The sequence below is a fragment of the Deinococcus rhizophilus genome (assembly GCF_030271215.1).
GTDB lineage: Bacteria > Deinococcota > Deinococci > Deinococcales > Deinococcaceae > Deinococcus > Deinococcus rhizophilus.
The window spans coordinates 1-12,803 of sequence record NZ_JASNGB010000080.1 but is presented as its reverse complement, the minus strand read 5'-3'; the positions used below and the strand labels follow the sequence as shown (position 1 = coordinate 12,803).

Genomic DNA, 12,803 nt, shown 5'->3' with positions numbered 1-12,803 from the left:
GCCAGGATCACCGCGCCTGCCGGGTAGGTGCCCCGGTCGGTGCCCACGAGCCAGCCGCCCGCCGGGTCCGGCGTCAGCGTCCGCGCCACCTCACTCAGGTGCACGTCCACCCCCAGCGGCGCGAGCTGGGCCTCCAGCGCCCGCACGAGGTCGCCCGCCCGTGTCTGGGGGCTCCCCGGCGCGTCGTAGACCACCTTGTCGGGATAGAGGGCCGAGAGTTGCCCGCCCAGTTCCGTCCGCGCCTCCAGCAGCCGCACGCTCAGGCCGCGCCAGCCCGCGTAAAAGGCGGCGTACAGTCCCGCCGGACCTCCGCCCACCACCAGCACGTCCGTCCGCGTCTCCCGCTCACCGTTCACGCCGGGGAGTATGGCAGAGGGCGGCCTGACCGAACGCTCCGGCCGCAGGCAAGAGAACAGGCAAGAGAAGAGGCCGGGCACCCTGCTCAGCCCGGCCCCTCCCCCTCAACCCTCAGAAAAAGCGGCTCACGTCCCGCACCACCACGAAGACCATCAGGAGCATGACCAGCGCGAAGCCCGCGAGGTTGATCGCCTGTTCCTGCGAGAAACTCAGCGGGCGGCCCCGCAGCGACCCCACCAGCACCAGCAGGATGCGCCCGCCGTCCAGCCCCGGAACCGGCAGCAGGTTGAAAAAGGCCAGCGACAGGTTGAGCAGCGTGGCGATCTGCACCAGCGCCCAGAAGCCCACCGTGGCCGCCCGGCTCACGATCTCGGCGGTGCCGATGGGGCCGCTGACGTTCTCGTCACGTGAGAGGTCCAGCGTGAAGAAGCGGGCGAACAGGCCCCCGAAGGCCCGCAGAATCTGCGGCACCGCCTCGGTGGTGGTCGTGACCGCCGTGGCGAAGGCGACGGGCACGGACGCGTCCTGCACGTCGGGGCCGTAGCCGATGCCCAGCAGTTGCCGCTCGCCATTCACGCGGGCCTGCCAGTCGAAGGCGAAGTCGCGCGTCTCCCCGTCCCGGCGCACGGTCAGCGTCTTGGGACCGCCCGTCGCCAGAAAGTCGCGCAGGCCCTCCCAGCCGGGGCGGGTCTGGCCGCCGACCGTGCGCGTCTCGGGGATGGGCTGACCGTTCAGCGCCACGATCACGTCCCCGGCCCGCAGGCCCAGCGTCTCCGCCCGCGAGTCCGGCTGCACCGACTCGATGCGGGCGCGGTCGAGCGCGGGCACCCCCTGCGAGGCGAAGGTGGCGGTCATCAGCCCCAGCGCCAGAACCAGATTGGTCAGCGGCCCGGCGAGCAGCACCGCGACCTTGCCCCAGGCGGGCAGCGCCGCGAAGCCCCGCGTGGCCTGCCGGAGGCCGCCCTTGCCGTCCTCCTCGGGCGCCATGCCGTCGATCTCCACGTAGCCGCCGATGGGCAGCAGCGAGAGCCGCCACTCGGTCCCGCGCCAGGGCCGCTGAAACAGGACCGGCCCCATGCCCACGCTGAAGGACTTCACCGCCACCCCCTGCCACCGCGCGAGCGCGTAGTGCGCCAGCTCGTGCAGGAAGGTCGCCACCCCGATCAGGAGGAGCGTCCACAGCAGGCCCATCGGCGTCAAGGCCGCCGCGATGCTCTGGATCACGTTCACGCCCCCGCCCCCGCCGCCAGCTCCCGCGCCCGTGCCGTGGCCCAGCGGGTCGTCTCCTCCAGCCCCTCCCAGCCCAGTTCGCCCTGCGGCGTCTCGTCCAGCACCCGCTCGATCAGCCGGGGAATGTCGGTAAAGCCGATCTGCCCGGCCAGGAAGGCGGGCACGGCCACCTCGTCGGCGGCATTCAGGGCGGCGGGCAGCAGCCCCCCGGCCTCTCCCGCCCGGTAGGCGAGGCCCAGGCAGGGAAAGCGGGCGTGATCCGGCTCGCGGAACTCCCAGGTTCCGGTCAGCGGCCAGCCCCGGTGCCCCGCCACCTCCGGCCCGCGCCGGGCGCCCTGCACGTCGCCGGGGCGGGTCATGCCCGTGGGCGCCGCGTCAATCGCGTAGGCGATGGCCAGCCGCATATCGGTGGGACCGAACTGCCCCTTGAGGCTGCCGTCCCGGAAGCGCACCGCCGCGTGCAGCACGCTCTGCGGATGGACGACCACGCCCACCTTCGACAGCGGCAGCCCGTACAGCGCGGCGCACTCCATGACCTCCAGCCCCTTGTTCATCAGGGTGGCCGAGTCGACCGTGATCTTCTGGCCCATGCTCCACGAGGGATGTCTCAGCGCCTCTGCGGGCGTGACCCCGCTCAGGTCGGCCGGGCCGTCGCGGAAGGGACCGCCCGACGCCGTGAGAATCAGCTCGGCCACATCGTCCAGATGATCCCCGGTCAGGCATTGAAAGACGCCCGTGTGCTCGGAGTCGACCGGGACCAGCCGCCCGCCCCCGCGCCGCGCCGCCTCCCAGATCAGGTCCGCCGCCGTGACCATCGCTTCCTTCGTCGCCAGCGCGACCGCCCGCCCCGCCTCCAGCGCCGCGCGGGTGGGGGAGAGGCCGGGCAGCCCGCTCATGGCATTGACGACCACGTCGGCGGGCAGGGTGGCGAGTTCGGCCGGGTCCGCGATGACCCGCAGGCCAGCAAAACGCTCCTGGGCCTGCGCGTAGACCTCCTCTGCCACACTCACCACCTCCGGGCCGAACTCGCGCACCTGCGCTTCCAGCAGTTCCAGATTGCGCCCCGCCGCCAGCGCACCCACCCGCCAGCCGCGCTCCCGCGCCACGTCCAGCGTCTGCGTGCCGATGCTTCCCGTACTGCCCAGAACCGTGAGCTTCACCCGGACAGCATGGCGCACGGCGGGCGGGGAGAACGTAGGTCGTGGAACGTGGACCGTGGACCGTGGGAGGGGCGCTCCCCACCACGGTCCACGTTCCGCACTCCACGCTCTTACCGTCTTACCGTGGAAACAGGCTGATGGTCAGAAACAGGTACGTCGCCGGAACCGCGAACAGCAGCGAGTCGAGGCGGTCGAGAAAGCCGCCGTGCCCCGGCAGGCTGCTGCCCGAGTCCTTGGTCTTGAGCGCCCGCTTGATCAGGCTTTCCGACAGGTCCCCCAGTTGCGAGGCACTTGCCACCAGCAGCGAGAGCAGCAGGGCGTCGAGCGGCGAGCCGATCTGGGTGAGCTGGGTCATCAGCAGCACGATCACGAAGCTGAAGGCCAGCCCGCCCAGGGCGCCTTCCACCGTCTTGCCGGGGCTGACCTCGGGGGCCAGCTTGCGCCGCCCAAAGAAGTGGCCGCCGAAGTAGCCGCCGATATCCGCCGCGAAGGTCGCCAGCAGCGGCAGCGCGAAGTACAGCAGGCCCGCCTCGCCGTCGGGGGTGTAGCGCAGCAGCAGGAAATACCCCAGCAGCCAGGGGATGTACAGCAGCCCGAACAGGGAATACACCACCCGCTCCAGCGGGCGCTCGCCGGGGCGCATCACCTCCATGACCAGCAGGTAGCCCAGCGCGGCCGTCAGCACGACCTCGCGCCACGAGCCGCCCTCCCACGGCGGCGCCGGAATCATCGGCAGGCTCGCCACGATGATCGCCGCCCCGAACACCCCCAGCGACACCCGCCGCACGTCGATATCGTTGCGGTCGAGCATCCGGATGTATTCGAAGAGGCCCATCACCGACAGCACGACCAGGGCAGGCAGCAGCGCCACCCACCCGATCCACACGACCAGGCTGACCGCCGCGAACCCCACCACCGAGGTGAGGACGCGGGTGCTCAGCGATTCCATGGCCGCTCCCGGCAGGCTCGCCGCTCAGGGCGTGGGGCGCGGAGCCACCCGGCCCTCCACACGCCCCACGCCACCGGCCCTGAGCCGCTCACCCGAGGATTTCCTGCTCCTTCTTGTGGAAGGTGCTGTCCACCCGCGCGACGAAATCGTCGGTAATCTTCTGGATGTCGGCCTCGCCGCGCTTGATGTCGTCCTCGCCGACGCCCTCGATCTTCTTGACCTCGTCCATCGCCTGCTTGCGGAGGTTGCGGACGGCCACGCGGGCATCTTCCGCGTAGTTTTTGGCGTTCTTGACGAGGTCCTTGCGGCGCTCCTCGGTCAGCATGGGCAGGCTGATGAAGATGGTGTCGCCCTTGTTGTTGGGGTTCAGGCCCAGGTCGCTGTCGCGGATCGCCTTCTCGATGGGGTTCAGGGCCCCACGGTCCCACGGCGTGATGACCAGCGTGCGGGCGTCGGGCGTGGTGATGCTCGCCACCTGATCGATGGGCATGGTCGAGCCGTAGTAGTCCACCAGCACCTTTTTCAGGATGCCGGGGTTGGCGCGGCCCGTCCGCAGGACCGAGAGGTTGTTTTCCAGCGCTTCAATCGCCTTGCCCATACGCTCGCGGGTGTCGGCCTGGATGGATTTCATGTCTGCCATGGGGAAAGTCTCCTTTGCGGGGGATTGTACCGGGAGGGAGCGCCAGCGGTGCCGTCCGTGAAAAAGCGGTGACTGCGCCGCGGCCGCTCAGGCGCTCTGAATCAGGGTGCCGACCCGCTCGCCCTGAAACAGCCGGGCGAGGTTGCCTTCCCCGAACAGGTCGAACACCACGATGGGCAGCCCCCGGTCCATACACAGGGTGATCGCGGTGGCGTCCATGACCTCCAGCCGCTGCTCGACCACGTCCTGATGGGTCAGTTCGTCGAAGCGGCGGGCGTCCCCGTGCTTGCGGGGGTCTTTGTCGTACACGCCGTCCACCTTGTTCTTCGCCATCAGGACGACCTCGGCGCCGATTTCCAGCGCCCGCAGGGTGGAGGTGGTGTCGGTGGTGAAGAAGGGCGCCCCGTTGCCGCCCCCGAAAATCACCACCCGGCCCTTTTCGAGGTGGCGCATCGCCCGGCGGCGGATATACGGCTCGGCCACGGCCTGCATCTGGATGGCCGACATCACGCGGGTGGGCTGTCCGGCCCGCTCCATCGCGTCTTGCAGGGCCATCGCGTTCATCACGGTGCCCAGCATCCCGATGTAGTCGGCGGTCGCGGCGTCCATGCCCGCTCCGTTGCGGGCGCCGCGCCACAGGTTGCCGCCCCCGATCACGATGGCGAGTTCCACGTCCGTCCCGGCACGGGCCTCCACGATCAGCCGGGCGAGCGCCGACGCCTCGTCGGAGTTGATGCCGAAGCCGGACTCTCCGGCCAGAAACTCACCGGACAGCTTGAGCAAAACGCGTTTGAACATAGATGAACCTCAGGGGGGAAGGGGAGCCCAGCAAAACGCCCAGCCGGGCCGGGAAGGGCCGCTGGGCGTCGGGAGGCAAAAGCAGCAGAAGCGGCCCGTGAAAGGGTGCAGCAAAAGGGCGGCTGTGTTCGCCGCCCCCGGTCACCTTTACGCGCCGATCTCGAAGCGCACGAAGCGCTTGATCTGGGCACCGTCCAGGTACTTCGAGACCGTGACGCTCTGGTCCTTGACGAACTTCTGCTCGGGCAGCACCTTCTCCTCGTAGAACTTGCCGATCTGCCCGGAGACGATCTTGTCCACGATCTGCTGGGGCTTGCCCTCGTTGAGCGCCTTGTTGGTCAGGATCTCGCGCTCCTTCTCGATGTCGTCCCCGTTGACCTCGTCACGGCTGAGGTACTGGGGACGCTCGGCCGCCACGTGCAGCGCCACGTCCTTGGCCTTCTGGGTGTCGCCCCCCGCGAGGTCGACCAGCACGCCGATCTTGCCGTTGGAGTGCACGTACCCGGCGACCATGTCGCCCTCGACATAGGCCACGCGGTTGAGTACCAGGTTCTCCCCGATCCGGCCCGCCGCCGCCGCGACCGCGTTGCCGACCGTGTCGCCGCCTTCCAGCGCGAAGTTCTTGAACTCCTCCACGTCGTTGGTCCCGGCCTTCAGCGCGGCCTGCGCGAGGCTCTCGACGAGTGCCTGGAAGTCCGCGTTGCGGGCCACGAAGTCGGTCTCCGAGTTCACCTCCACGATGGCGGCGCGGTTGCCGTCCACCACGAAGCGCACCAGGCCCTCCTTGGCCTCGCGGTCGGCCTTCTTGGCGGCCTTCACGATGCCGCGCTCGCGCAGCAGGGCGACCGCCTTGTCCTCGTCGTTGCCCGCGTCGCTGAGGGCCTTTTTCACGTCCATCATGCCCGCGCCGGTGAGTTCGCGCAGCTTCTTGATCGATTCCATCATGGTGAGAAACCTCCTGGGAGTGGACCTGCTGGTGTGAGAAGGGGGCGGGCCGAAGCCCTGCTCCGAACCGCCCCCGGCGTTGCGGTGGGGCTGCGGCTCAGCCCGCGCGGCCCTGGCTGGAGGTGAGCTGAGCGGTGTCGCCCTCTTCCCCCTGCTCGGCCGCCTCGATGTCGGCGTTGCCGCCTTCCACGCGCTCGCCGCTGACGTCCTCGCCGCCGCCGCGCGCCTCGACCATCAGGTCGCCGATGCGGTGGGTGATCAGCTGGATGCTGCGGATCGCGTCGTCGTTGCCGGGCACGATGTAGTCGATCACGTCGGGGTCAGAGTCGGTGTCGGCCAGCGCGATCACGGGAATCCCGAGCTTGTTGGCCTCCTGCACGGCGATGACTTCCTTGGTGGGGTCCACCACAAAGATCGCGTCGGGCAGGCGGGTCATCTTGCGGATGCCGCCCACAAAGCGCAGCAGCCGCTCGCGCTCGGAGCCCAGCTGGATGCGCTCGGCCTTGGGGCGGTCGTTGATGCGCCCGGACTCGAACAGCTCGTCGAGTTCGTTCAGGCGGTCGATGCGCGTCCGCATGGTCTTGAAGTTGGTGAGCATCCCGCCGAGCCAGCGGCTGGTCACGAAGGGCATCCCGGTGCGGCGGGCCTCGAGTTCCACGATCTCCTGCGCCTGCTTCTTGGTGCCGACGAACAGGATGGTGCCGCCGCGCTCGGAAAGGTCCTTGATGTAGTCAAAGGAGCGGTCGATCTGCTTGAGGGTCTTTTGCAGGTCGATGATGAAGATGCCGTTGCGCTCGGCGAAGATGAAGCGCTTGAACTTGGGGTTCCAGCGCTTGGTCTCGTGCCCGAAGTGCACGCCCGCTTCGAGAAGCTGCTTCATGGAGATGTACGACATGGAGACTCCTGAACGTTGGTGGGAAAAAGTTTGCCGTCCTCGTGCCAGCCTTCCGTCCCGGGGACGTTCCTTCGGCCAGGCCCATGCGCGACGTTCCAGCGCGCGGGGACAGGGGTCACGGGGGCACCCAAACGGGAAGTGTAGCAGATGATCAGGCGCTGAGCTCGGCCGCCGCGATTCGCGCGACCTCCAGCGCGGACTGCGCCTCGCCTGTCCTGCCGTCTTCCAGCCACCACGCGGCGGACAGTCCCGCGTAGGCCAGAATCCAGCGCAGCAGGCGCGGGCGCTCCAGCCCGGCCGCCTCCGAGACGATCTGCGCCTGCCGGGCCAGCCGTCCAGGCCCCGTGGCGATCTCCAGGTCAGGGTTGCAGAAAATGTTCGCGTACTCGAAGCCCCGCTCCCCGATCAGCCCCTTGGGGTCGATTGCCAGCCAGCCTCGCTCGCGGCTGTGCAGGACGTTGCCGTGGTGAAGGTCGCCGTGCAGGGGCCGCACGTCCTGCGGCCGGGCGAGAAGCTGCCGGGCCGTCTCCAGCGCAAGGGTCAGAGGGCCGCCGTGGGCAGGCGCGGCGGCTTCCAGCGAGCGGAACCAGCGGGTCAGGGGCGTCAGCTCGGGCCAGGGCTGGGGGCGGGCCGCGTGCAGCTCACGGACCACTCCGCACAGCACCCGGCTGGCCTCGTCGTCCTCTCCCCCCTGCACCATCTCCGTCAGGGAGAGGTCGCCCTCGACCCGCTCCAGCAGCAGGGCCGCCCCGTCGTGGCGCAAGGCCCGCGCCGCCCCCTCGCCCCCCAGCCAGACCATCAGGCGGTGGCCGACCTTCTCTTCCTCCACCCGCGCGACCTTGAGCATGGCGGGCCCTCCCGCAAAGCGCACGGGCAGGAGGTCGCTGCTGGGGGTGTGGATGGGCCCGCCGTCGGGCGTGAGGCCCCAGCGCCGCACCCACGGCGAGAGGAGGCGACTTTCGGCGGACGCGCCTGCCCCCGCCCCAGGTGTTAGGCTCCGCCCCGACATGGACTGGTTTTACGCCATCATTTACGGGATCGTCGAGGGGATCACCGAATTTTTGCCGATCAGCTCGACCGGGCACCTGATCCTGACCGGGAACCTGATGGGGGTGCCGTGGCCCAAGGAGGTCAAGGACGCCTTCGAGGTCGTCATTCAGGGCGGCGCGATCCTGAGCGTGCTGGTGTACTACTGGCGGGATTTCCTGAAGGTGCGCGACATCGGGCGCGACCGCGAGCAGCAGACGCTGTGGACGGGCGTCGTCGTGGCGACCATTCCGGCAGTGGTGCTGGGCCTGCTGTTCGGGGACCTGATTCAGGCGAACCTGTTCAACCCGACCGTGGTCGCGTGGGCGCTGATCGTGGGCGGCGTGCTGATCTGGCTGATCGAGAGCCGCCGGGTGGACCCTGCGGTGCATTCCATCGAGCAGATCGGCGTCCGCAAGTCGCTGCTGATCGGCGTGCTGCAATGCCTCGCGCTGCTGTGGCCGGGCTTTTCCCGCTCTGCGAGCTCGATTCTCGGCGGCATGGTGCTGGGCCTCGACCGCCCCACCGCGACCAGGTTCAGCTTCTACCTGGGGGTGCCCACCCTGGGCGGCGCGGCCCTGCTCAACCTGATTCAGGACCGCGAGGTGATCTTCGGGGAGATCGGCCTGCCCAACGTGCTGCTGGGCGCGGCGACCTCCTTTGCGGTGGCCTACCTCGCCATCGGCTGGCTGCTGAAGTTCGTCTCCACCAACAACTTCAAGGGCTTCGCGGTGTACCGGGTGATCGTGGGCGTGATCATCCTGCTGCTGGTGGGGGCCGGACGGCTGTAGCACAATCGGGGCGTGTTCCCCCAGCCGCCGACCGTCTACCGTCCCTACCTGGAGGGCGTGTACCGCGTGTCGGCGGGCCTGTTCCGGCTGGGCGCACAGCCGATCCCCTGGCGGGAGGACGGGCAGGCTGAGGGCCACACCTTCGCCCTCGACCGCGACTACGCCCACTTCGTCGCCAGTAAGGTCGCCGCGCACCGCCGCGCCGCGCACGAGTACGGGGGGGAGGCCGGGCTGATGCCGGAGCTGCGGGAGGCTGCGCTGGAGTTCGTCGCCCGCGCCCTCGCCGCCGAGAGCGGGGGCGTGATGACCTGGGACGGGCGGCGCTTCACCAACCGGGCGCTGGGCTGGGGGGCCGACCTGGGCCTGCGGTGGGGGAGTGTGGAGGCGCTGGCGCGGTTCGGCGCTCCGCTGGCCTCCCTGGTCGCCGGGGTCACGCCGCTGACGGCGCTGGACTTCCTGGGCCTGAACGCCCCCGAGGACCTCGCCGTGATCGCCCGCGCTCCGGAGGGAGGCCGCGACTGGCTGGCCGCCGCGCACGTCCTCTCGCCGCAGCACTGGGACCCGCGGGGCAAGCTGGGGCGGGATTTCGTGGCCGTCCATGCCCCGGTCGCCGGAAGCGGGCCGCTGAATGCCACCGCGCCCCGACTGGTGGAGGCCGTCATCGCCCGTGGCCCGTTCGTGCGCTTTGCCTGGGGCGTCGCGATGAGTGACCGCCTCGACCACCACCCCGCCGCGCCGCCGGGCGAGGACCGGGCAGGGGAGACGCGCTTTGACCCCGGCCGCGCCTTCCTGCGGGTCGAGCGGCAGACACTGACGGGCTTTCCGGCGGCGCACGGGGCGCTGTTCACCATCCGGCCCTGCGTGTATCCGCTGCGGGAAGCCGTCGCCACCCCGGAGCAGGCCCGGACGCTGGCCGCCGCGCTGCGCTCGATGACGCCCGAACAGGTCGCGTACAAGGGGCTGACCCCCCTCCTTCCCGACCTGCTGGCCTGGCTGGACGACCAGGGAACACTCAAGGGACCGCAGGGCGGCCCTGCCCTACACTCCGGGGCGTGAGCCTGCGCCGTTTTCTGCCCCTGGGTGCCCTGCTGGTCGCCGCCGTGCTGGGCGGTTGCGACGTGCCCGCCTCCGGCCCGCAGACGGGAGGGGAGCCGGTGGCCGCCGAGACCCGCGCGTCCGCCCCGGCCCGGCCCGCCCGTGACCCGGTCAGCGGCCTGCCCTGGATCGGGGCCGGGGAGCTGCCGCACGAGGGGCGGCAGACGCTCGGCCTGATCGCCTCGGACGGCCCCTTCCCGTACCGCAAGGACGGCAGCGTGTTCGGCAACCGCGAGCGATTGCTGCCCCGGCAGCCCCAGGGCACCTACCGCGAGTACACCGTGCCCACCCCCGGCGAGGACGACCGGGGAGCGCGGCGCATCGTCTGCGCGGACCGCGAGCCGCCCACCGCCGAGTGCTACTACACCGCCGACCACTACTCCTCGTTCCGGCGGATCGCCCCGTGATCAACGTCTTTCAGGAGTCGCCCCAGGGCATCCAGACCGCCCCGCACGACCCGCGCATCCTGGCGGCAGGGCATCAGGTGGCGCTGCGCGAGGTCGATTTCTCGGAGGTCCGTGACAGGGACAGCCTGATGCTGGCCTTCCTGCGCGGTCTGGCCCTCACCGAGACGTTCGGACGCAACTGGGACGCCCTTTACGACGTGCTCACCGACCCGGAGGCGCGGCCGGAGCGCTTCGCCATCCTGCTCACCGACTACGCCGCCTTCCGTACCCGGCAACGCCAGCTTGGCCCGCAACTCGAGGGGGTGCTGCTCGACGCCCAGGCCGAGGCTGCCCGGCAGGGGCGCTCGCTGTGGCTGCTCGCCGAGGAAGCGGGATACGACCTGCGGAGGTGGTAGGCGGGGTCAGGCCCGGCGCAGCACCGCCACATAGCTCATGCACTTGCCCAGCTCCACCTGCGGGTCGTAGACGCCTGCCCGTGGGTCGTAGGCTCCGCCTGACCAGACCTCCGCCAGCGTCAGCCCGGTGCCCGGCAGCAGCCCGCGCAGGTCGGCGGGGCTGTAGCAGCGCAGAGACTGGGTGAGGGGGTCTCCGCCGGCAGGCGCGTAGGTGTCCAGCATCCGGCATCCGTCCGCGTCGAAGCCGTAGGTCTGGACATAGCCCTCCGTGCGCTGGGTAAAGCCCGCGTGGTGCGCCCAGTACCAGGGGGTATACACGTCCACGTAAGCCGCCGCGCTCGCCGTCAGCCAGCGGGCCACCCGCGAGAGCAGGAACCGCTGGTCGGCGTCCTCCCCAATGCCGAAGCCGTCCCAGTAACACACCGCGTCAAAGGGGCCGTCAGGATCGGCGGTATAGAAATCCGCCGTCCGTGCCCGCACCGTGACTCCATGCTCTGCCGCCAGCCTGCGCGTGTGCTCGCCCCCCCGCGCGTACAGGTCGAGCGCCGTGACCGTGTGCCCTGCCAGAGCAGCGGCGGTGGCGAACTGCCCCCCGCCCGCGCCGAGTTCCAGCAGCGTGCCTGGCTGCCCCCGGTGGGCGGTGACCCGCGCGGCAAGCCCGGTGTGAAAGGGGTGGATGGGCTTGCTGTAGTAGCCCGTCAGGCGGTCTTGCTGTTCGTAAAAGGTGTGGGACCAGTGCATGTGCAAATCCTCCAGGGACAAGGGGGAAGGCACCGCGCCGTGTGGGGGCGGGCCGTGGGTCCGGTCTGGAGGGGTCAGCGCAAACGCATGGGCAGAGGTCTCCTTGAGATGGCCCTACCCTAGCCGCTTCCGTGCCCCCATGCCCCGTCCATCTGGCCTCCCCCTGCTATCCTCCCCCGCGATGAACGCCCGCCCCGCTCCGGCCCGCATCCTCGGCATCGACACCTCCTGCGACGACACGGGGGTGGGGGTGGTCGAACTCGCGCCGGACGGCGGCGTGCGCGTGCTCGCCAACCGGGTCTGGTCGCAGACCGTCCATGCGAACTACGGCGGCGTGATGCCCGAACTCGCCAGCCGCGAGCATGTGGAGCGCATCGACGCGGTGACCGGGGACGCGCTGGCGGAAGCCGGGTTGACGGTGCAGGACGTGGACGTGGTCGCGGCGACCTCCGGCCCCGGTCTGGTGGGGGCCCTCCTCGTCGGGCTGATGTACGGCAAGGGGCTGGCGCAGGCGCTGGGCGTGCCGTTCCACGCCGCCCATCACCTCGAAGGCCACATCTACGCGGCCGCGTCGGAGGCCGAGTTGCGCCCACCCTACCTCGCGCTGGTGGTGTCGGGCGGGCACACCCACCTGTTCGACGTGCCGCGCGAAGGTGAATATGTCCTCGTCGGGGCCACCCGCGACGACGCGGCGGGCGAGGCTTTCGATAAGGTCGCCCGGCTCGCGGGCCTGGGCTACCCTGGCGGCCCGGCGATCAGCGAGGCCGCCCGGCGCGGCGACCCCGACGCGGTGCCCTTCAAGGAGCCGCTGAAGGGGCAAAAGGGCTTTGACTTCTCCTTCAGCGGCCTGAAGACGGCGGCGCTGCTGGCCCACCGCGCGGGCGCGAACCCCGAGGACCTCGCGGCGGGGTTCGAGCGGGCGGCGGTGAACTTCCTGCTGGGCACGACCCTGCGGGCGGCGCAGGCGTACGGCCGGAACACGGTGGTGGTGTCGGGCGGGGTGGCGGCCAACCGGGCCCTGCGGGAAGCGTTCGCGGCCAGCCCGGTCCGCGCCGTCTTTCCCGGCCAGGGCCTGAACACCGACAACGGCGCGATGATCGCGCTGGCGGGCGCGGCGGCTCTCCGCGCGGGGCGGCCTCCCAGCCCACTCAGCGAGGGCGCGGTCGCCTACGCGCCGCTGGCGAACGCCTGACATGGATTCCGCTTGAACCGTTTTCGTCACTGTTCGACCAGAGACTGTTCAATCCGAGTAGCGTGAGCAGGCAAAAACGGTTGCCGGGAAAGGAGCTCCTGGATCGGCGTGCTCCCGGCTTGAGAACGTATTGGACGGAGGCTCATCCTGGGTTTCAGGGAGTTGGGGTGAGGAGCAGGGAG

15 protein-coding genes are annotated in these 12,803 nt (G+C 70.3%); 5 read left to right on the top strand and 10 right to left on the bottom strand.

Translation table 11 applies throughout. The features are described from left to right. From QOL99_RS09755 to QOL99_RS09715, 9 genes are all read right to left on the bottom strand, one after another. The coding region (locus QOL99_RS09755; protein ID WP_285523394.1) for an NAD(P)/FAD-dependent oxidoreductase at window positions 1-356 on the bottom strand (356 nt) is incomplete at its 3' end. 112 nt (window positions 357-468) lie between these two features. Continuing rightward, window positions 469-1,587, bottom strand: coding sequence for a M50 family metallopeptidase (locus QOL99_RS09750; RefSeq protein WP_285523392.1), 1,119 nt, complete (start codon window positions 1,585-1,587; stop codon window positions 469-471). Beyond that, window positions 1,584-2,747 (bottom strand): 1-deoxy-D-xylulose-5-phosphate reductoisomerase, encoded by a 1,164-nt coding sequence (dxr, locus tag QOL99_RS09745; protein WP_285523390.1) that lies wholly within the window; start codon window positions 2,745-2,747, stop codon window positions 1,584-1,586. Before dxr ends, QOL99_RS09750 begins: the two co-directional genes overlap by 4 nt. Before the next feature lie 118 nt (window positions 2,748-2,865). Next, window positions 2,866-3,696 (bottom strand): phosphatidate cytidylyltransferase, encoded by an 831-nt coding sequence (locus tag QOL99_RS09740; protein WP_285523388.1) that lies wholly within the window; start codon window positions 3,694-3,696, stop codon window positions 2,866-2,868. A gap of 88 nt (window positions 3,697-3,784) precedes the next feature. Beyond that, the gene (frr, locus tag QOL99_RS09735) at window positions 3,785-4,336 is read right to left on the bottom strand and encodes a ribosome recycling factor (RefSeq protein ID WP_285523386.1); all 552 of its coding nucleotides are present in this window, start codon (window positions 4,334-4,336) and stop codon (window positions 3,785-3,787) included. A gap of 87 nt (window positions 4,337-4,423) precedes the next feature. Next, the gene (gene pyrH / locus QOL99_RS09730) at window positions 4,424-5,134 is read right to left on the bottom strand and encodes a UMP kinase (protein WP_285523384.1); all 711 of its coding nucleotides are present in this window, start codon (window positions 5,132-5,134) and stop codon (window positions 4,424-4,426) included. Between the two features lie 147 nt (window positions 5,135-5,281). Next, window positions 5,282-6,079 carry a translation elongation factor Ts gene (gene tsf / locus QOL99_RS09725; protein ID WP_285523382.1) on the bottom strand — a complete coding sequence of 266 codons (798 nt, stop codon included), beginning with the start codon at window positions 6,077-6,079 and terminating at the stop codon, window positions 5,282-5,284. Window positions 6,080-6,176: 97 nt separating this feature from the next. Further along, a complete protein-coding gene (gene rpsB, locus QOL99_RS09720) occupies window positions 6,177-6,974 on the bottom strand; it encodes a 30S ribosomal protein S2 (RefSeq protein WP_285523381.1) in 798 nt (265 codons plus the stop codon). 151 nt (window positions 6,975-7,125) lie between these two features. Further along, window positions 7,126-7,911 (bottom strand): aminoglycoside phosphotransferase family protein, encoded by a 786-nt coding sequence (locus QOL99_RS09715; protein WP_285523380.1) that lies wholly within the window; start codon window positions 7,909-7,911, stop codon window positions 7,126-7,128. 70 nt (window positions 7,912-7,981) lie between these two features. Here QOL99_RS09715 and QOL99_RS09710 point away from each other — a divergent pair, with 70 nt between their 5' ends. Genes QOL99_RS09710 through QOL99_RS09695 form a run of 4 tightly spaced genes read left to right on the top strand, consistent with a single transcriptional unit; the run spans window position 7,982 to window position 10,688 of the window. Beyond that, a complete protein-coding gene (locus QOL99_RS09710; protein ID WP_285523379.1) occupies window positions 7,982-8,791 on the top strand; it encodes an undecaprenyl-diphosphate phosphatase in 810 nt (269 codons plus the stop codon). A 12-nt stretch (window positions 8,792-8,803) separates the two neighbouring features. Further along, a complete protein-coding gene (locus tag QOL99_RS09705; protein ID WP_285523378.1) occupies window positions 8,804-9,847 on the top strand; it encodes a heme-dependent oxidative N-demethylase subunit alpha family protein in 1,044 nt (347 codons plus the stop codon). Further along, window positions 9,844-10,293 (top strand): ribonuclease domain-containing protein, encoded by a 450-nt coding sequence (locus tag QOL99_RS09700; protein ID WP_326522583.1) that lies wholly within the window; start codon window positions 9,844-9,846, stop codon window positions 10,291-10,293. The genes QOL99_RS09705 and QOL99_RS09700 overlap by 4 nt, the downstream gene beginning before the upstream one ends. Then, on the top strand, window positions 10,290-10,688 hold the full coding sequence (locus QOL99_RS09695) for a barstar family protein (protein ID WP_285523377.1): 399 nt from the start codon (window positions 10,290-10,292) through the stop codon (window positions 10,686-10,688). The genes QOL99_RS09700 and QOL99_RS09695 overlap by 4 nt, the downstream gene beginning before the upstream one ends. 6 nt (window positions 10,689-10,694) lie before the next feature. Here the strand turns inward: QOL99_RS09695 and QOL99_RS09690 are convergent, their stop codons facing one another. Further along, a complete protein-coding gene (locus tag QOL99_RS09690; protein ID WP_285523376.1) occupies window positions 10,695-11,429 on the bottom strand; it encodes a class I SAM-dependent methyltransferase in 735 nt (244 codons plus the stop codon). 181 nt (window positions 11,430-11,610) lie between these two features. Here QOL99_RS09690 and tsaD point away from each other — a divergent pair, with 181 nt between their 5' ends. After that, complete coding sequence (tsaD, locus tag QOL99_RS09685) at window positions 11,611-12,621, top strand: tRNA (adenosine(37)-N6)-threonylcarbamoyltransferase complex transferase subunit TsaD (protein WP_285523375.1); 1,011 nt, start codon at window positions 11,611-11,613, stop codon at window positions 12,619-12,621. Window positions 12,622-12,803: the final 182 nt, after the last annotated feature.